Source organism: Streptomyces sp. NPDC047061 (genome assembly GCF_040643955.1).
Classification (GTDB): Bacteria; Actinomycetota; Actinomycetes; order Streptomycetales; family Streptomycetaceae; genus Streptomyces.
The window spans coordinates 22,191-39,527 of sequence record NZ_JBEYVI010000064.1; the positions used below are offsets into that span (position 1 = coordinate 22,191).

The following is a 17,337-nucleotide window of genomic DNA, read 5'->3' on the forward strand; positions in this document are numbered from 1 at the left end:
TCATCGCCGCCGACACCGCGATCCGACGAATTGGAATCTGCATGACCATCTGGACGGGGCGCTTCATCGCGCCCGAAAACGACATCGAATCCGCCCCACGGTTCCGACGGGAGTTCTCCACCGAGCCCGGGCACGGAGGACTGGTCGCGGCCACATTGCGACTGTCCGCACTGGGCATCTGCGAGGCCTGGATCAACGGGCGGCCCGTGACGGACGCCGTACTGACCCCGGGGTGGACCAGCTACGAGTGGCGACTGCATTTCGTCGAACTCGACGTGACCGCTCTCGTCGACGAGATCTCGACGCTCGCGATCACCGTCGGCAACGGCTGGTACCGCGGACGTCTGGGCTGGATCGAGACAACCCGGTACGGCCTCGATATAGCTGCCTTCGCGGAACTGCGGCTGACCTACGCCGACGGGCACGAGACGGTGATCGTGACCGATGAGTCGTGGATGTCCGGCCCCGGGCCGGTGGTCGCCGACGACCTGTACAACGGTCAGGCCATCGACGCCCGGCGCGAGGACGGCGCCTGGCTGCACCCTGGATTCCAGGCCGAGGACTGGGGCGGCGTCCGCCTGGTGGACTACGACCGCGCCCGCCTCAGCCTCGACCCCGCGCCGCCGGTGCGGCGAATCGCCCACCTGCACCCGCAACGCACGTGGCGCAGCTCTTCCGGCGGCCTCCTCCTCGACTTCGGACAGAACGTCGTGGGCTGGCTCAAGCTCCGTGTGCGCGGGCCGGTGGGGGCGCTCATCACGGCACGGCACGCCGAGGTCCTCGAGGACGGCGAGCTGTGCGTACGGCCCCTGCGTTCGGCTCTGGCGACCGACCACTTCACGTTGAGCGGCGGCGACGACACCTTCGAACCGACCATGACCTTCCACGGGTTCCGCTACGCCGAGCTCACGGGTTGGCCGGAAGGAGTTCCGGTCGATGACGCGGTGACCGCCGTGGTCGTCTCGTCCGACCTGCGCCGGACCGGTGAGTTCGAGTGCTCCGACCCGGACCTGACGACCTTCCACGAAAACGTCGTACGTGGAATGCAGGGCAACTTCGTCGACGTCCCCACCGACTGCCCGCAACGCGACGAACGCCTCGGCTGGACGGGGGACCTCGCAGCCTTCGCTCCCACGGCCGCCTTTCTGTTCGACGTGAAGGACTTCCTCCTCGACTGGCTGCGCGACCTCGCGCTTGAGCAGTCCCACGCGGACGTCGTTCCCCTCGTCGTTCCCGACGTCCTCAAGCACGCCGTCGACACGACTCCCGGCCAACCGGCCGGCCCACCATCCGGCCAACCTGTGGCCCTGTGGAGCGACGCCGCCGTCTGGGTTCCCTGGGCACTGTGGGAGGCGTACGGCGAGCTCACGATCCTGGGCGAAACACTCCCTGCGATGCTCGCCCACGCGCGTCGGGTCCGCGCAGCGCTGTCCCCCTCGGGCCTTTGGGACACAGGCTTCCAGTTCGGCGACTGGCTCGACCCCGACGCCCCTGCCGAACATCCGGAACGCGCCAAGGCAGACCCCGGTGTGGTGGCAACGGCGTGCGCGTACCGGACGATGACGCTCGTCGCGGAGACGGCACGACTGCTCGGCAAATCCGCGGAGGCCGAGGAGTTCGCCTCTGCGGCTGCCGACGTCCGGGCCGCGTTCCGTCGCCACTACATCGACGAACAGCGCATCACGAGCGACTGCGCCTCCGTCTACGCGCTGGCCATCGCGTTCGAGGTCCTCGACGAAACGGAACGGGCCTGGGCCGGCGATCGGCTGGCTCAACTCGTCGAAACGAGCGGCCACCGGATCTCGACCGGCTTCGCCGGAACGCCCTTCGTCACCGGCGCCCTGAGCTCGACCGGGCACACTGACACCGCGTACCGCCTGCTCCTTCAGCGCCAGTGCCCGTCATGGCTGTACCCGGTCACCATGGGCGCGACAACCGTCTGGGAGCGCTGGGACTCAATGCTGCCGGACGGCCGCATCAACCCTGGCGACATGACCAGTTTCAACCACTATGCGCTCGGGGCGGTCGCCGACTGGATCCATCGCACCGTCGGAGGCATCGCACCTTTGACCGCCGGCTACCGCCACATCCTGGTGGCGCCGAAGGTCGCGGACGGCATCGACTGGGCCCGGTGCGCGCTGCAGACCCCGCACGGCCGAGTCGCTGTCGAGTGGCACCGTCAGGACGACCGCGTGACGTTCTCCGTGACCGTTCCCAGGGGCAGCAGCGCGGTATTTCGCTGGCCCGGTCACGCCGACCGCGAGCTGCCGTCCGGACACCACACCCTTGACGTCGCGTTCTCGCGGCTTCCCGTTCGGAACGGAGTGGCTGGATGACTCACCCCCACGTACGCACCGACCCTCCCGGACGTCCGCGCCCCGAGCGGTACCTCGATCCGAGTACACCTGTCGACGAACGTGTCGCCGACCTGATCTCGCGTATGACCTTGGCCGAGAAGGTCGGCCAGATGCTTCAGCTCGACGCCCGCGGCGACCTCGACGACCTCGTCCTCGGCTCGTTGTGCGGCTCCCTCCTGCACGCCTCTCCCGAGAGAAGTGTCCATGCCCGCGAACTGGTGATGCGGACACGTCTGCAGATCCCGCTGCTCATGGCGGAGGACTGCATTCACGGTCACTCGTTCTGGCCGGGGGCGACGATCTTCCCGACCCAGCTCGCGATGGCCTGCAGCTGGGACCGTGATCTTGTCGGGCGCGCCGCGCGAGCGACGGCAGTGGAGGTGTCGGCCACCGGAGTGCACTGGACGTTCTCGCCCGTGCTGTGCATCGCCCGCGACACGCGGTGGGGAAGGGTCGACGAGACCTTCGGTGAGGACCCTTACCTGATCGGCGAGCTGGGCGCGGCCATGATTCAGGGGTACCAAGGGGAAGGGCTGGACGACAGGACGGCAATCCTCGCGACGGCGAAGCACTTCGCAGGGTATTCGGAGACGGAGGGAGGCCGTGACGCGAGCGAGGCCGGCCTGTCTCCCCGCAAGCTTCGTTCGTGGTTCCTGCCGCCCTTCGAGAAGGCTGTGAACGCCGGGTGCCGGACCTTCATGATTGGTTATCAGGCGGTCGACGGCGTGCCGATCACAGCCAACAGATGGCTGTTGAACGACGTACTCAGAGACGAGTGGGGCTTCAAAGGGACCCTGGTGACGGACTGGGACAACGTCGGGCGGATGGTGTGGGAGCAAAAGGTGTGCGCCGACAACGTCGAGGCAGCCGTCGTGGCGGTCAACGCGGGTAACGACCTCGTGATGACGACACCGGCGTTCTTCCACGCCGCCCAGGCCGCCGTGGCGCAGGGGCGCCTCGCGGAGTCGGCGATCGATGCCGCGGTCGCCCGACTGCTCCGGTTGAAGTTCGAGCTCGGGCTGTTCGAAGATCCACGCCTCCCCGACCGCCCGCGACAGCAGTCGGTCATCGGCTCTGCAGAACACACCGCCCTCAACCTCGAACTGTCGCGCCGTTCACTCGTACTCCTGCGCAACACCGGAATGCTGCCGCTGGACGGGGGGACAGCCCCCGACGGGGCCGTGCGGGCGTCCTCGGCGACACCACGTACGATCGCAGTCCTCGGCCCGCTCGCCGACGACCCCCACGCCCAGCTGGGCGACTGGGCGGGCGCCTCCGGACAGGTGGACTGGCTGCCCGACGGGCATCCCCGCGAGTTGACCACAACCGTGGTCGACGGATTCCACCACCTCGCCCCCGATGACTGGACCGTCGTCCATCGGCGTGGTGCACAGATCGGTCGGCTGATCCCCGATCCGTCGGGACCTGTACTGCCGGACGGCCAGCCGCGACCGGAGCTGTTCGTGCCCGCCGAGGTCGACGAGGCGGAACTGGCTGAGGCGGTGGCGGCCGCGTCCGAGGCCGACTACGTCGTCGTGGTCGTCGGCGACACCGTCGGTCTGACCGGAGAAGGCCGCTCTACGGCGACACTTGATCTCATGGGGAGTCAGATCGCGCTCCTCGACGCGATCCAGAAACTCGATCGACCCTTCGTCGTCGTCCTGATCCAAGGAAAGCCGTCGACGCTCCCCGCCTCGGCCCTGGCCGCGGACGCCATCGTCCAGGCCTTCAACCCGGGGATGCAGGGCGGCTGGGCTATCGCCGAGCTCGTGCTCGGGCACATCGAACCGAGCGGGCGACTGCCGCTCAGCGTTCCGCGCCACGCCGGACAGCTGCCGGTCTACTACAACCAGGTCAGGGGACAGCACGGCCACAGGTACGCCGACCTGACACAGGATCCCCTGTTCGCCTTCGGCGAGGGCCTCAGCTACACGACGGTGCGCTATTCGGAACCGAGGATCCAGAATCCCGTCGTGCCGTCCACCGGGACGGTGCGAGCCACGGTGACACTGACAAACACGGGTCGGCGTCCGGCGCGGGAGACGGTGCAGGCGTATGTCCGCGACCGCGTGACAAGCGTGACGTGGGCCGACCGTGAGCTGAAGGCCTTCACCCAGGTCGACGTCCACCCGGGTGATTCGGTCGAGGTGGAGATCCTCGTTCCCGCCGGCGACTGCACCGTCGTCGATGCCTCGGGACGACGCGTCGTCGAGCCGGGTGAGTTCGAGCTCCTGGTCGGCAGTAGTTCACGCATCGAGGATCTTCGCGCCGCTGCCTTCACCATCGAGCACCCACGCGGAGCCACCACTGCGGCATTCCTCGGAAGGGACACGATGCTGTGACGCACGGCGTCTGCGATCTCGGCTGCCGTTGCGGGCGATCTCGCGAGAGACGGTCGGAGGCGCTCTGTCCGGTCGCCTGGCCAACTGCCGGGCAGATTCTCCGGCGGCGACGCTGCGGGACTCCTCCTCGCGCTCGCCGCCGGTCAGATGCCGCGCTGATCGCTGCTGCGGGGCGAGGCGCACGCCGCCGCTCCGGTAATGGAACCGACGGACGTGGTGCACAGGCGCCCTGAGCGCCGGCCCGACCAAGGTGAACGAGCTCGTCGACGAAACGGAAGCGGATCACCGTGTCATCGACCGTCCCAAACAGGCGGAGCGCCCGGGCCGGTGCGGCCTCCCGAAGGATCTCCTTGTCCTCCTTCAGTCGGGCGTCCTCCCGCCGCAGCCGCCTGGGTTCCTCTTGCTCGCCCGAGGTCATGCCGGCATCAGCCTCGCCGGCATTCGGGTGGGCGCGACGGGTGGTGTCCTCTCGGACCCACTTCCGCAGCGTTTCCAGATGGATGCCAAGACCGCGGGCGATGTCGGTAAGGGGGAGTTCCTTCGAGGCCCGCACAAGGTCCACTGCGTCCCGTTTGAAATTGTCCGGGAAATTCATCCGTTTTGCCGTCATGGATCACTTCCCCTGAATGACGAAAAATCCAGCGTCCAGGTGTCGGAATCTCTGGAGTCACTCCAGCCTCGGCCTGCTCCGGTTCCCGGAACTCTGCGACGGGTATCGGTTGAATCCTGTCCCGGCTTCCACGCTCCGCGTATGTACGACCCTGCGCTCCACGTCTTCACCCAGGCCGCGGTCTTATCGAGGTCGGCATGTGGTTCGGCGGGCCCGCCGGGCCCTGGCCTTCGCCGACTTGCCACGGATAGGGCGTTCAGGCCTCGGCGACGAGTTCTCGGAGCAGCTCCCTGGTTCGGCGTACCGAGGCCCGGCGGCTGTCCCCGGTGTCGCCTACGGGGACGATGAACGCCCAGACGTCGGTGGCTCCTTCAGCCACCAGGGCGTACAACTGCCTGCGAACGGAGTTCTCGTTCCCTACGACGGCGGCCTCGGCGGGCGAGGACTTGCCGCCGATCTCCAGGATGCGGCGGTAGTTGGGCAGGTCGCCGTAGACCGCCGCGGTGCGGGCCGCCGCCTCTCGGGCGGTGGCCGGATCGTCGTGCACGGCCACCGGTAGTCCGGCGACGATCCTGGGGGCCGGGCGCCCGGCGTCCGAGGCCGCCTTGTGCAGGCGAGGTGCGACATGGGAGCCGACCGCCCGGTCCGTGGCCATCCACAGGACAACACCGTCCGCGCACTCGCCCGCCACGCGCAGCAGACGCGGGCCCAGCGCGGCGAGCAGCACCGGCACCCCCGCGTCCGGAAGCACGGCGGGCGGCGAGGTGTGCGCGGACCAGTGCTCTCCGGTGAGGTCGACCGCTTCGCCCCGCAGCAGTGCGGTGAGGATGCGCAGGTACTCCTCGGTGGCCGCCCCGGGAGCGTCGTACGACAGTCCCAGCACGTCCTCGACCAGCGGACGGTGGGCGGGGCCGATACCGAGAGTGAATCCTGCCCGGCCCATCGCGAACGGGACGGACGCGGCCCGGTTCGCCTGGAGCACTGGATGGCAGGGATAGGTCTGCAGCACGGCCGTGCCCAGTTCGATGGATGAGGTCGCTCGTCCGGCGACCGTCATCGCCGCCAGGGGGTCACCGGCCACACCGCTGGCGTACCAGAGCGAGGTGAACCCGTCGTGTTCGGCCTCCTGGGCCTGGCGCACCATGTGCTCGACACCGGAGGCGCCGCCGGTCAGTCCGATACGCACGTCCGTACTCCTTCGCCTGTGCCCCGGAGGTGCCAGTGCCCTGGGATCACCATCGCGGTACGGGTGTGTCGTCGGCCTGCAGCGGCCGCCGATAGGACACGTCGTCCTTGTCCCGGCTGCCTTTGATGAATCCCTGTTTCCTGAAGAAGGACGACTGGAGCAGGGAGGCGTCCGCGGTGAGCGTGAGTTCCACGGTGCAGCGGCGAACGGCGATACGCCATGTGCCGTCACGGCGTTCCATACGGTCGATGTAGCGACCGCTCATGAGCTGGGCCGTCCTGCCGTCGCGGTACAGCAGACCCACTATGACGTAGCTTTCACAGTGGGCGGTGTCCCCGTCGATCTCGCACAGGTGCGTGGTGATGTTGTGCGTGTGCAGTTCGGCGGTCTTGGCATGCACCGCTTGTGCCCACTGCGCGTACGCGTCCGGGAGCTGGACGGCACTGCCGTGCTCATCGATGCCGTCCTCGTGGTACGTGGCCGTCAACAGGGTGCCGTCGAAACGGTCGTGACCACGTGCGTGGCGGGCGATGCAGTCCAGGATCTCCTGCCGGTCGGTCAGATACCGCACCTCGCGCTCCAGTCGCGCGAAGCGTTCGGCCGAGACGTTGCCTGTGTCGCTCACGCGACCTCCTCCTCACCCGCGAAGGTGATCCGCTGCATCAGCCGGGCAGATGACGGCTCGTAGGGCAGAGCACGGTGGAGCATGCCGGTGTTGTCCCAGATCACCAGGTCACCGGGGTGCCAGTGGTGTCGCAGAGTGAAGCGGTCCCGGGTGCACCAGTCCAGGAGGCGTGCGAGCAGAGCGCGGCTCTCGTCCTCCGGCATGCCGAGGATCCGCTCGGCGGTGGCCCCGATCAGCAGTGATACTCGGCCGTCGCGGTGGGTCCACACCAGCGGGTGTTCGCGTGTGGACACCGCGTCCCAGGCCGCGCTCTCTCTCGGCGAGGGATCAGGGTTCACGAGGAGCTGGGCGGCGCCGAAACTGTGTTTCACGCGCAGCCCGGCGAGCTGCTTCCTCTCGTCCTCGGGCATCGCCGTCCAGGCGGCATAGGTGCTGGCGAACTCGGTGTCGCCTCCCTCGTCGGCGACCTGCCGGGCCAGCAGCATCGTCGCCTTCTGCGGGACATCGTCGCGGGTGCCGTCGAGGTGCCAGAAGAAGGCACCCCGGCGCACGGCCGCCAGTCGGCTCCTGGCGGGATCGAGGGTGATCGTGTCGATCTCCGGGTGGACGGGGTCGCCCCCCACGGGCGGTACGACGGCCTCGCCCAACTCCTTTCCCAGGGCCGCGAATTCGGCGTCGGACAGATCGGCACCGCGGCAGACGACCACGCCGCACGTGTCGAGTGCGGCACGCAGCGCGGCGACCGCGTCCGGTTCCAAGAGGCGAACTCCAGTCAGTTCAGCGGTTTGCGCGCCGATCGCCGGACTGATGGAGGTGAAGGTGACGGACACGATCCATGCCTTTCCGCTCAGGCTGTGCAACGGGATCGCCGTACGGGATGAACCTCAGGACAGCAGCAACTTAGTCGACTGCCTAAATTTCCGTTAGGCACATGACTAACACCTGCCCTGAGCGGTGGTCAAGACCGATACACTGCACCGCGTGTTCAGGATCAGCCACCCACGTACGGTCCTCGTCGGACAGCCCGCATGAGCGCCGCTCGTCCGGGCTCGGGCAGTGCCTCGGCGACCCGGGGTGCGCTCTTGGACGCGGCGGCGCAGTTGATGCTGGAGGAGGGCTACGCCGCGGTCACGACGCGCAGGGTCGCCGCCCGGGCGGACGCCAATCCGGCGCTGGTCTACTACTACTTCGGCACCGTCGACGAACTGTTCCTGGCGTTGTTCAGGCGCGGCGCGGAGGCGAACCTGCGCCGTCTGGAAGACCTCCGGCAGTCCGCGCATCCGCTGCGTGCCTTGTGGGAGCTGAGCAGCGAGCCGCACAGCGCCGCGCTCACCGTCGAGTTCATCGCGCTTGCGCACCACCGGCCGGCGGTGCGCGCGGAGCTGTCCGCGTACTTCGTCCGCTTCCGGCGGTTGCAGGGGGACATCCTGGAAGCGACTCTCGTCCATCGGCCTTCCACCGCCCCGTCCCCGGCCGCGCTGGCTGTCCTGATCAGTGGACTGTCCCGGGTCCTGGTCATGGATGACGCGCTCGGGCTGACCTCCGGCCACGCGGAGGTACGCGAACTGATCGACGGCTTCGCCGCGCGGTTCGAAGGCGTCACGCCGACCACCTCCGACGCCGCTGCTTCCCCGGAGCCTGGAAGGGCGGATCCTGACGGGCCGGACTGAGGGGTGGCCGTCGGAACCACGCCTCCGTGGGCGAGACGGGATGGCCGTTCGTAACGCTCGGTCGCGCAGCACGGAAGCGGTGTCCGCACCGGGGGGAGCCGAGGGCATGTCCGGCGGAGTACGCGAGACACGGGGCCCCTATGTCTGAGGGGTCGGCGAAGCCCACCTCCCCTGTCGTCAAATGAAGGAATGACGCAGGCGCGGGACGTATCCCATGAACGTCGATTGCGCCACGGACACGGGGAGCGGCATGGCCAAGCTGGTCCACACTTGGGTGTCGACCGATCAGCAGTCGACCGACCGTCAGAACCTCGTCCAGCCCTCATCGCTCGCTGGAGCGGCAAGTTCGGTGAGCTGCTGACGTATACGCGGCCGGGTCACATTGTGCACATCTCGGAGATGTTCCGCCTCGTGCGCGGCACCGGCCACATCCTCGACGTGCTCGACGACCTCCACCGCGACCAGGCGGCGCTGCGCATCTGCGAAGGTGCGGTCTCCGCGATGGATCCTACCGCCCGCCACTCGCGCACCGGCGAGCTGCTTTCCACCGCGAAGTTCATGGCGCAGACCCTCGCTGTCGGCGAACTCCGGCCTGCACGGGCCTGAGACGGACTGCGCGCCGCTGAGGCCAATGGCAACAAGGGCGGGCGCCGCGCGGCCGTTCCGGCCGCGGAGGCCGACACCGTCCGTACCGTGTAACGGTTGCGGATGCCCTGGGCGCGGTGTCGCGCAGCGGGTGCCGTGGTCGGCCAGTCGCGGGCCGAACGCGGAGACATCCGACTGGGTCATCGGTGCCGGGCACGGCCTTGAAGGTGCTGGTACCGGTCAGCACCAGGGCGGTCCTGTCGCACGCGGCGACGGTGAGGTGCTCTCGCTCAAGCGTTGCGCGGCAGGTACGACACCGGCCCCCGCGGCCGTCTCCTCCGGAACCGGGCCGGAGCCACGTGGATGCTGCCGCCAGTGGCATCACGTGGGGGCGGTCCAGGCCGCATGCGGGACACCCCGCGGCGGGGAACCGCGTGCGGAAGCCGCCCGACGCGTTCATCCAGCGAGCGTCTTGAGCTCCCGCCGGTGCCAAACCACGGGAGTGCGGTCGTCGTCGGCCGCCAGAGCGACTACGCGGAGGACGATGATGTCGTGGTCGCCGGCTGGGTACGAGTGCTCCACTCGGCCCTCCAGCCAGATCGGCGCGCCTTCCAGGAAGATGGCGCCGGACGCCGCTTCCGCCGTGGTGAGACCGGCGAACCGGCCTTCCTTGTTCCGGGAGGCGAGTTGCCGGGTCTTGCCGGTGTGTTCCACGCCGAGCACGGAGACGCCGATCGCCCCTGCCTGCGACAGTGCCGGCCAGGTGGTCGAGGTGCGTTGCGCGGCGAAGGACACCATGGGCGGATGGTGCGACACCCCGACCGCGAACGACGAGACGATCACGCCGGTCGGTTCGCCGTGGATGCGGGCGGCCAGCGCGGCGACGCCTGACGGGAATCCCGCGAACGCCGCCCGGACTTCGCCGGGATCCGAGGTGAACCCCTCCAGCCGGGTCATCGCTCGGTCCTCAGGGTGGCAGCGGAGAGTATGGTCCGGCCCCATTGGCCGGTGAAGCGGGCGAGCGCGCTGTCGCTCGTGTACGTGCTGTCGAGCTGGTACAGGCCCTGGGCCGGGCAGGTCGCCCCGAGTTCCACGAGTACGGGCTTGAGGGTGAGTTCGGGGGCGAGTGCGTGCGCGGGGCCCGCACCGAGCATGAGGGGCACGGCCACTTGACCGGCGAGCCCGGTGGCCGTCGGGAACCGGTCGAGGAAGAGCTTGAGCAGACCGGTGTACGTGCCCTTGTAGGTGGGGGAGGCCGCGATCACCACGTCGGCTGCCTGTACCCGCTGGACGGCCGCGGTGACATGAGGGGCGTCCCGGTCGAGCAACCCGGCCCCCAACTCGGCGACTTCGAGGACCTCGCAGTCCAGTCCGAGGGCCGCGGCGAGGCGTTCGGCGGCGTCGCGGGTGCGTGAGGCGGGCTTGGGGTTTCCGATGACGGCGACGGCCTTCATCAGGCGACTCCTGTGGCTGGTCGGGACAGGCCGGCAGAGGACGAGTGTGCTCCCGCCCCGGGCGGATCGACTCGCAGAAGCGCGGACGAGAGCAGGCAGAGCAGCCCCGCGGCGGCGAGTCCGCCGAGGGTGGCCGCGTAGCCGAACCCGCTCAGCAGGACGGCGCAGACCGCGCTGCCGAGCACGGCGCCGAGCTGTTTCACGGCGTTGAACGTTCCGGAGGCCGCCCCGACCTCGTCAGCAGCGACGGTCGTCACCGCGGCGATGGAGAAGGGCGACCAGACGAACGAGTTGGCCACGCCGTACACCGCGAAGGCGGCGGTCAGGGCGGGGATCGGCGCGTCGGTCGCGACCAGCGCCGCCGACGCGCCGATGGCGGCGACGAGTGCGCAGGAGCCGGTCACGGCGACCGCGCGTGCCCCGACCCGGTTGTTGAGCCGGGCCGAGACCGGGGCGCCGAGCACGCACACCACGCCCATCGGGACGAGGGTGAGTGCGGCCGGGCCCGGGGCGAGCCCCCGTTCCCGCTGGAGGTACAGCATCAGGGGGATCATGGCCGAGCCGGAGCAGAAGGACGCGGCGGCCCCGCCCCATGCCGCCGTCACGAATCCCCGGTTGCGCAGCAGCGTGATCGGTACCAGCGCACCCAGCCCCTGCCCGCGCTGTATTCGGACGACGGCCAGCACCAGGGCTGTTCCGGCGCAGGCGAGCAGCCAGCGAGGCACGCCCCACACATCGGCTCGCGCCGCGTGCGTGCCCTGGACGCCGAGGACCAGGGCAGCGACCCCGAGTGCGTTCGCGCAGATCGCCCACGCCGGCACGGCGGCCCGCCGGCGTGGCAGGACGGGGACGAAGACGGTGACCGCGGCCATTGCGGCGATACCTCAGGGCGCGGGAGCCGGAAGGCGTCACGTACCGAGAAGTGGACGCTGGCGGGGTCCTGGGCATCTGGTGCGAGCCGGTCGGCGCCGACAACCGGCACGTCCTGCTGCACAGTCACGCCGGGGGCTCCGTGCTGTCCTCCGCGTTCGTCGACCGGAAGCTCGCCGGTCACATCGCCAAGGCCGCCGGGGCTCCTGTCCTGGTCCTGGACTTCCGGCGGTCGCCGGAGCACAAGTACCCCGCCCAACTGGACGACGTGGAGGCGGCCTTCGACTGGCTGGTCTCCGAAGGGTACGAGCCGGGGAACATCATCACGATCGGCCACTCCGTCGGCGGGTTCCTCGCCGTCGCGCTGGCGCTCCGGCTGCGCGACAAGAGGCAGCCGATGCCCGGCGCCATCGTGTCGATCTCCCCCTGGTGCGACCTGGAGATCGCCAACGAGACCATGGAGACCAACGCCGGGACGGACAAGATGCTCAGCAAGAGCCTGCTGGAGTTCTTCCGGGAGTCCTGGGTCGGCGGCACGGGCATCGAGTTCACGGACCCGAGGATCAATCTCAACCAGGCGGACCTGACCGGCCTCCCGCCGACCCTCGTCTCGTGGGGGACCTACGAGGTGCTGGCCGGCGAGGACGAGGAGTTCGCCGCGCGGGTCAGGGACGCCGGAATCGACACGGCGACCGTGGTGGTGCCGGGAGGTCAGCACTCCTACGTCTTCGGCGCCGGCCGCGTTCCGGAGGCCGACGCCGCGATCGCGCGGATCGGCGCGTGGGTCCGGGAGAAGACGAAGATCTGACCGCGGGAGCGCGAACACACAGGGCCGGGGCGGCAGCCGCCCCGGCCCTGTGTCGATCAGGGGACCGGCACCGCGCCCAACGCCTCTGCGACGAAGGCGCACACACCGTCGCCCAGATCGCCGCCGTCCTCGGGGTCAAATGTGGCACCCTCGACGGTCACCTGGACAGGACCACCATCGGCAGCAGCGCTCGCGTCCCGAGAAATGCCCGCACACGCGGATCCGAGGCTCTGTGGTGGGAACCTCAAGGGCGCGTCCCATCCGGGACCACGGCTACTCGGTGGTCGCTAGTGCCGTGACCGTATTGGTTCGCCGGGTCGTCTCCGGCGCTTTCTCGGACTGACGTGACTTCGGGGATGTCGCGGAATGGCTGTCCGCCGACGACCCCTCACCCGCACACTTGTCCGCATGGCTGACTGGCTTCTTTTTCTCGGGTACTTGGGTCTGGTCATCGGGGCGGTGTGGGTGGAGTCGCGGGCCGCCGATGCCCGCGCTCGTGAGGTTCGCGAGCAACTTCTGGCAAAGGCCGCGCTCGACGCCGTCGCCGAACCGGACGCCGATGAGCGACTGGGGCCGGTTGCCCTCGCCCTGCTGACCGGCGGTCCTTACCGGGCCCTGGAGGCCGGAGCGGTCTCGTTGACGGCGCGGGGAACGATTGTCTTCCGTCCGGAGGAGACCAACACCAATGGCTGGGTGCGTCAGCCCTCGCCCGTACTGCGGATCGAAGGGCCTGTGCCGGAGAACCCCACCGAGGTGGAGGCAGGAATCCTGGAGGCTGTCGGCAGTAGGGGTCTGCCCGCAGGCTTTCTCCACCCCAATGCGCTGCGCTACATGGACCTGGACGCGCTCGTCCTGCGTCTGGTCGACGAGGGGTATCTGTATCCCGCAGTGCCCGCGGCCTCCCGACAGCACCATCCGTGGGGGTGGGCTGCTGCGGCCCTGTCCGTACCGCTCGCCGGGACCATGGTGTTCACCGGCAGCGGGTGGGGGCCTGTCGTGTCCGCCCTCGTCGCGGGCCTGCTCGGCTGGTTCGCTTCCGGGTTCGGGACCGTGATCACCTTGCCGTACACCACCGGCAAGGGCGACATGGTGATCCGGCAGGCGCGGGAGCGGCATGAGCGACTGGACCCGATGGCGGACCAGCCGGCCGACTACGTCCCGGACGATGTGGGTCTGGCCGTGGCCGTCTTCGGCGACCGGGCGTTCCTGACGGCCGACTCCTATCTGATGGACCAGATGCGGTCGACGCCCGAGCCGGGCGTGATGTTCGTGGACGGCCCCGGGGAGTGAGACGAGCCGCGCCGCGGCGGCCGGGCCGCCACGACCACCTGGACCAACCCGGTGAACCTACACGGTCACAGCACGTGCTGTGACCGTGTAGGTTCACCGGGTTGGTCAGGCCGCGGTGGTGAGGGGACGTCCGCCCCAGCGGATGCCTTTCTCGCTGCGGATGCGGGCGCGTTCCTTGCGTTCGGCGGCCAGGACGTCGCGGTGGCGTGCGTTGGCGTTGCGCCACCGCAGGTAGGCGTGCAGGGCCCGGGTCTGCACGGTGTGGTTGGGGTAGTTCGAGTTGGCAATGGTGAACTGCCGCAGCGGCCCGAAGTGGGCCTCGATCGGGTTCGCCCACGAGGCGTAGGTCGGCGTGAAGCACAACTCGGCCTTGTTCTTCCGCGCCCAGCGGCGGATGTCGGCGCCCTTGTGGGCGGACAGATTGTCCATGATCACGTAGATCGGGGCGCCGTCCGGGCGGGCGGCGCGGATCGACTTCAGTGCGGCCAGCGTGTTCCCGGCGCCTTTCCTGCGGCGGTTGACGCCCCACAAGCTGTCGTCACCGACCGAGTAGCAGCCGTGGAAATACCGGACCCCGTGGGTGCGGTGGTAGGTGGCCGGCAGCCGGTAGGGATGTCCTTGTGCGGCCCAGCCCGAGCCCGCGGTGGGCCGGATCCCGAGCGGCCCGAACTCGTCGAAGGCGAAGACCCGGTCCGGGAAGCGGTCCAGTACCTCCTCGATGCGGTCGAGCTTGGTGTCGCGCTCGGGGTCCGGGGACTCCTTCCAGGTCTTGGTGCGCTGGAAGGTGATGCCGCGGCGGGCGAGCAGGCACCGTAACGCCTCGCGGCCAATGCGGATCACCCGGCCGTGCACTTTGCGCAGGTAGGCGACGAGCTTGCGCAGCGACCAGCGGGTGAAGGGCTGGCCGAGCTTGACCGGGCGGGTGGTGGCCGTCGCGATGACGAAATCCTCGTCGTCACCGCTGAGTTGGCGGGGACGGCCTCCCGCCCACTGAGGGTCCAGGCAGGCCAGGCCGATCTCGTTGAACCGGTGGATCACGTCCCGGACGGTGTCCTCGTCGGCCTGCACCAGTTGGGCGATCACCGGCACCCGGTTCCCGCCGGCCGAGGCCAGCAGCATCATCGCCCGCCGGTAACGCACCGTGCTGGTACTGCCCCGGCGCACGATCTGCTGCAGCTTCTGCCCCTCCTGGTCGGTCAGTCTGCGCACACGGACAGGCTCTGCCACAGCGCCTCCAGCGATCGGATCGGACGTCACCCCACATCCAACCGCCACGACCACCAACCCGGCGAACCAACGCGGTCACGGCACTAGGTTGAGCGCAACTTCCGGACGAACCGCGCAACAGCCTCCCCGATCTCCTCGGGGCTGTCTTCTTGGGCGAAGTGGAGACCGCGGACTGTGACCTCGGTCAGGTTGGGCCAGGTACGGACGAGCCCGCGGAAGCGGTCGCCGATCGCGCCCGGTTCGGCGTTGATGAACAGCTTGGGCACATCGCTCTCGCCCAGCCATGCGCTGTATTCGCGCACCGCGGCGACCACGTCGGCGGGCTCGCCGTCGATCGGAAGGCTGCGCGGCCAGGACAGCGTCGGGCGGCGGTCTTCACCCGGCTTCGCGAACGGCCGCCGGTAGTGCTCCATCTCCTCGTCGCTGAGCTGGCGTATTACCTGACCAGGCAGGACCTCCTCAACGAAAAGGTTCTGGTCGAGAACCATGCGCTGGCCCTCCGGCGACCGGAAGCCCTGGAAGATCTCTGCGACCTCGTCGGGGAAGTCAGACCAGCTCATGGGGCTGACGAGTGCTTCCATGAACGCTATGCCCCGCACCCGGTCGCGGTGGTGATATGCCCAGTCGAAGCCCAGCGCCGATCCCCAGTCGTGCAGGACGAGGGTAACGTTGTCGCCGAGCTCCAGCGCTTCCCAGAGTGCGAACAGGTAGTCGCGCTGCTCGGCGTAGTCGTATCGATCCGGGCCGGATGGGCTGAGCTTGTCCGAGGCACCCATCCCGATCATGTCCGCCGCGACGAGCCTGCCCTGCCCCCGCAGGTGGGGCATGACGTTGCGCCAGAGGTACGACGAGGTCGGGTTGCCATGGGCGAAGACGATGGCGTCGCCCTTCCCCTCGTCGATGTAGGCCATCTGTTTGCCGTGGATCTCGCGATAGCGCAGTTGCCCGTATGGCTTAGCTCCGGCCATGGGTCACTCCAAGTCATTGGTGGGTGCGGCGGTTCTGCTGACGTTCTCTCCAGCCGCAAGGGTCTTCGGCATGCCAGCGGCGGGTGCGCGAGCGGGTGGTGTCGTAGAAGATCAGGTCACACGCGTCGCGGGCGCAGCGCCGCAGCCGGTGCGGGTCGAGCGCGGCGAGCTCCGCGATGAGGCGGCGGGCCAGGCCGGAGGAATTCGAACTGTCGGTCCAGGTCACCTCTTGGCGCAGGCCGACATCGCCGGCGATGAGTTCCACGTGGGCGGTGCTGCCCCGAGCGAGTGCGGTCATGGCCTCGCAGTCCGGGGTTCGCCCAGCGAGAAGGGACTCGGCGGACTCCTCGGCGATCTGCTGGACACGCCGCAGCGCGGGCAGGTCGGCCTCGTCGACCGGCAGCGAGACGAGCGGCGCCAACTGCTCGCCGGCGGTGGCGGAGTCGGGGAGAACCGGCTCACTGCGTGGAGTGGGGTGACGTGCCGGACGTCGAGGCCGCCCCAGGTTGGCCAGCAGGATCAGGGCATCAGGAGTCATCACAGGCCGGACTCGCGGTGAGTGGTGTCGAAGCTCGGTGGCCAGCTGGTTGGCTGTGCCTGCATGGGGATGACCAACAGGTGCACCGCGGCGCCGTCGATATTGACCGCCGGGAAGCGGGGTTCCCGGGTCGAGTAGATCGGCATGATCACGCCTTCCCGGTGTCACGGTCTAATCTAACAATAGACCGTGATGTCGGGAGGGGTAGCGGCCCTACGGCGAGCGCCCCCGGAGAGTTACGGTCGGCGTGCGGGGTCGTAACCTGACGCTCAGGTTCGATATGTAGGTATCGCCGCAGGTGATCGAGGTGCTCTCCTGGTCGGCGTCTCTCCGGGAGGCCCCTGACGGGCAGGTCCACCTGCGGCATCATCCGGTGGGTGAGTCCGCGCCAAATCATCAGGCTGGCGGTCCGACTCGCCCTGCAGCGCTTTGGGATGTAGGCGACCGATGTCGTTGAAGCTGGCTGCCGCGTCGCGTCGGCTGGCCACCAGACGCGCGAGCGTGGTTAATGCGGGAAGCGGCGCCCGCCGATCCCGCAGCCAGCCCCATCGCGGCATCCAACAACGCCTTCGGGTCGTCGCCGGTCGCCACGCTCGTCCCTCGGGCCACTCCTCCAGTTCGGCGTCAGACTCGGCGAACTCGTGCCGACACGTGCGGTGTGGGCATGTGTCACGCCCCCCCCGTCGGGCATTCGCGGTGTTCCCACTGGTCGTGGCGTGATCCCGTTGGAACTTGGCATTCATGCCATGGTGCCGGGAGGCGGTCTCTCGCCACGCTGGACGCATGACGAATACCACCACCCCCACC

Annotated in this window: 17 protein-coding genes and 2 pseudogenes; 6 read left to right on the top strand and 13 right to left on the bottom strand. The window is 69.1% G+C overall.

Going from position 1 to position 17,337, the window contains the following annotated elements; translation table 11 throughout:
- The first annotated feature begins 41 nt into the window (after positions 1 to 41).
- Both ABZ887_RS47290 and ABZ887_RS47295 read left to right on the top strand, forming a co-directional pair.
- Positions 42 to 2,336 (top strand): family 78 glycoside hydrolase catalytic domain, encoded by a 2,295-nt coding sequence (locus tag ABZ887_RS47290; RefSeq protein WP_361305205.1) that lies wholly within the window; start codon positions 42 to 44, stop codon positions 2,334 to 2,336.
- Positions 2,333 to 4,699 carry a glycoside hydrolase family 3 N-terminal domain-containing protein gene (locus ABZ887_RS47295; protein WP_361305207.1) on the top strand — a complete coding sequence of 789 codons (2,367 nt, stop codon included), beginning with the start codon at positions 2,333 to 2,335 and terminating at the stop codon, positions 4,697 to 4,699. Before ABZ887_RS47290 ends, ABZ887_RS47295 begins: the two co-directional genes overlap by 4 nt.
- On the opposite strand, the gene ABZ887_RS47300 is transcribed toward ABZ887_RS47295, so the two are convergent.
- The 5 genes and pseudogenes from ABZ887_RS47300 to ABZ887_RS47320 all read right to left on the bottom strand — a co-directional run bounded on the left by ABZ887_RS47300 (position 4,604) and on the right by ABZ887_RS47320 (position 7,950).
- Positions 4,604 to 4,921 (bottom strand): helix-turn-helix domain-containing protein, encoded by a 318-nt coding sequence (locus ABZ887_RS47300; RefSeq protein WP_361305238.1) that lies wholly within the window; start codon positions 4,919 to 4,921, stop codon positions 4,604 to 4,606. The two genes, ABZ887_RS47295 and ABZ887_RS47300, sit on opposite strands and share 96 nt — an antisense overlap.
- Positions 4,922 to 5,084: 163 nt before the next feature.
- Positions 5,085 to 5,309: pseudogene (locus tag ABZ887_RS47305) on the bottom strand (transposase); the annotation flags it as partial.
- A gap of 256 nt (positions 5,310 to 5,565) precedes the next feature.
- Complete coding sequence (locus ABZ887_RS47310; protein WP_361305209.1) at positions 5,566 to 6,495, bottom strand: TIGR03564 family F420-dependent LLM class oxidoreductase; 930 nt, start codon at positions 6,493 to 6,495, stop codon at positions 5,566 to 5,568.
- Positions 6,496 to 6,541: 46 nt separating this feature from the next.
- On the bottom strand, positions 6,542 to 7,120 hold the full coding sequence (locus ABZ887_RS47315) for a nuclear transport factor 2 family protein (RefSeq protein ID WP_361305211.1): 579 nt from the start codon (positions 7,118 to 7,120) through the stop codon (positions 6,542 to 6,544).
- Entirely contained in the window at positions 7,117 to 7,950 is an 834-nt protein-coding gene (locus tag ABZ887_RS47320; RefSeq protein WP_361305212.1) for a TauD/TfdA family dioxygenase, read from the bottom strand. The genes ABZ887_RS47315 and ABZ887_RS47320 overlap by 4 nt, the downstream gene beginning before the upstream one ends.
- Before the next feature lie 198 nt (positions 7,951 to 8,148).
- Between ABZ887_RS47320 and ABZ887_RS47325 the strand changes: the two genes are divergently transcribed.
- Positions 8,149 to 8,790 carry a TetR/AcrR family transcriptional regulator gene (locus ABZ887_RS47325; RefSeq protein WP_361305214.1) on the top strand — a complete coding sequence of 214 codons (642 nt, stop codon included), beginning with the start codon at positions 8,149 to 8,151 and terminating at the stop codon, positions 8,788 to 8,790.
- Between the two features lie 399 nt (positions 8,791 to 9,189).
- Positions 9,190 to 9,396, top strand: a complete 207-nt coding sequence (locus ABZ887_RS47330; protein ID WP_361305216.1) for a hypothetical protein — start codon at positions 9,190 to 9,192, stop codon at positions 9,394 to 9,396.
- A gap of 435 nt (positions 9,397 to 9,831) precedes the next feature.
- On the opposite strand, the gene ABZ887_RS47335 is transcribed toward ABZ887_RS47330, so the two are convergent.
- Genes ABZ887_RS47335 through ABZ887_RS47345 form a run of 3 tightly spaced genes read right to left on the bottom strand, consistent with a single transcriptional unit; the run spans position 9,832 to position 11,701 of the window.
- On the bottom strand, positions 9,832 to 10,332 hold the full coding sequence (locus ABZ887_RS47335; protein ID WP_361305218.1) for a flavin reductase family protein: 501 nt from the start codon (positions 10,330 to 10,332) through the stop codon (positions 9,832 to 9,834).
- Positions 10,329 to 10,829 (bottom strand): NAD(P)H-dependent oxidoreductase, encoded by a 501-nt coding sequence (locus tag ABZ887_RS47340; protein WP_361305220.1) that lies wholly within the window; start codon positions 10,827 to 10,829, stop codon positions 10,329 to 10,331. The genes ABZ887_RS47335 and ABZ887_RS47340 overlap by 4 nt, the downstream gene beginning before the upstream one ends.
- Entirely contained in the window at positions 10,829 to 11,701 is an 873-nt protein-coding gene (locus ABZ887_RS47345; protein ID WP_361305222.1) for an MFS transporter, read from the bottom strand. Before ABZ887_RS47345 ends, ABZ887_RS47340 begins: the two co-directional genes overlap by 1 nt.
- Before the next feature lie 50 nt (positions 11,702 to 11,751).
- Between ABZ887_RS47345 and ABZ887_RS47350 the strand changes: the two genes are divergently transcribed.
- The gene (locus tag ABZ887_RS47350) at positions 11,752 to 12,507 is read left to right on the top strand and encodes an alpha/beta hydrolase (RefSeq protein ID WP_361305224.1); all 756 of its coding nucleotides are present in this window, start codon (positions 11,752 to 11,754) and stop codon (positions 12,505 to 12,507) included.
- Between the two features lie 408 nt (positions 12,508 to 12,915).
- Positions 12,916 to 13,797 carry a TIGR04222 domain-containing membrane protein gene (locus ABZ887_RS47355; RefSeq protein WP_361305226.1) on the top strand — a complete coding sequence of 294 codons (882 nt, stop codon included), beginning with the start codon at positions 12,916 to 12,918 and terminating at the stop codon, positions 13,795 to 13,797.
- A 105-nt stretch (positions 13,798 to 13,902) separates the two neighbouring features.
- Here the strand turns inward: ABZ887_RS47355 and ABZ887_RS47360 are convergent, their stop codons facing one another.
- From ABZ887_RS47360 to ABZ887_RS47380, 5 genes and pseudogenes are all read right to left on the bottom strand, one after another.
- On the bottom strand, positions 13,903 to 15,024 hold the full coding sequence (locus ABZ887_RS47360; RefSeq protein ID WP_361305228.1) for an IS630 family transposase: 1,122 nt from the start codon (positions 15,022 to 15,024) through the stop codon (positions 13,903 to 13,905).
- 83 nt (positions 15,025 to 15,107) lie between these two features.
- The gene (locus ABZ887_RS47365; protein WP_361305230.1) at positions 15,108 to 15,992 is read right to left on the bottom strand and encodes a haloalkane dehalogenase; all 885 of its coding nucleotides are present in this window, start codon (positions 15,990 to 15,992) and stop codon (positions 15,108 to 15,110) included.
- Positions 15,993 to 16,005: 13 nt separating this feature from the next.
- Complete coding sequence (locus ABZ887_RS47370) at positions 16,006 to 16,530, bottom strand: CGNR zinc finger domain-containing protein (RefSeq protein WP_361305240.1); 525 nt, start codon at positions 16,528 to 16,530, stop codon at positions 16,006 to 16,008.
- Positions 16,530 to 16,676: a hypothetical protein gene (locus ABZ887_RS47375; protein ID WP_361305232.1), complete on the bottom strand. Its 147-nt coding sequence runs from the start codon at positions 16,674 to 16,676 to the stop codon at positions 16,530 to 16,532. The genes ABZ887_RS47370 and ABZ887_RS47375 overlap by 1 nt, the downstream gene beginning before the upstream one ends.
- 318 nt (positions 16,677 to 16,994) lie before the next feature.
- Positions 16,995 to 17,171 (bottom strand): annotated as a pseudogene (locus ABZ887_RS47380) (DUF4158 domain-containing protein); the annotation flags it as partial.
- Positions 17,172 to 17,337: the final 166 nt, after the last annotated feature.

Excerpts from the sequence above, each read along its gene's own strand:
- ABZ887_RS47290 (WP_361305205.1), top strand. The coding sequence starts at position 42 with ATGACCATCTGGACGGGGCGCTTCATCGCGCCCGAAAACGACATCGAA.
- ABZ887_RS47295 (WP_361305207.1), top strand. The coding sequence starts at position 2,333 with ATGACTCACCCCCACGTACGCACCGACCCTCCCGGACGTCCGCGCCCC.
- ABZ887_RS47325 (WP_361305214.1), top strand. The coding sequence starts at position 8,149 with ATGAGCGCCGCTCGTCCGGGCTCGGGCAGTGCCTCGGCGACCCGGGGT.
- ABZ887_RS47330 (WP_361305216.1), top strand. The coding sequence starts at position 9,190 with ATGTTCCGCCTCGTGCGCGGCACCGGCCACATCCTCGACGTGCTCGAC.
- ABZ887_RS47335 (WP_361305218.1), bottom strand. The coding sequence starts at position 10,332 with ATGACCCGGCTGGAGGGGTTCACCTCGGATCCCGGCGAAGTCCGGGCG.
- ABZ887_RS47340 (WP_361305220.1), bottom strand. The coding sequence starts at position 10,829 with ATGAAGGCCGTCGCCGTCATCGGAAACCCCAAGCCCGCCTCACGCACC.
- ABZ887_RS47345 (WP_361305222.1), bottom strand. The coding sequence starts at position 11,701 with ATGGCCGCGGTCACCGTCTTCGTCCCCGTCCTGCCACGCCGGCGGGCC.
- ABZ887_RS47355 (WP_361305226.1), top strand. The coding sequence starts at position 12,916 with ATGGCTGACTGGCTTCTTTTTCTCGGGTACTTGGGTCTGGTCATCGGG.
- ABZ887_RS47365 (WP_361305230.1), bottom strand. The coding sequence starts at position 15,992 with ATGGCCGGAGCTAAGCCATACGGGCAACTGCGCTATCGCGAGATCCAC.
- ABZ887_RS47370 (WP_361305240.1), bottom strand. The coding sequence starts at position 16,530 with ATGACTCCTGATGCCCTGATCCTGCTGGCCAACCTGGGGCGGCCTCGA.
- ABZ887_RS47375 (WP_361305232.1), bottom strand. The coding sequence starts at position 16,676 with ATGCCGATCTACTCGACCCGGGAACCCCGCTTCCCGGCGGTCAATATC.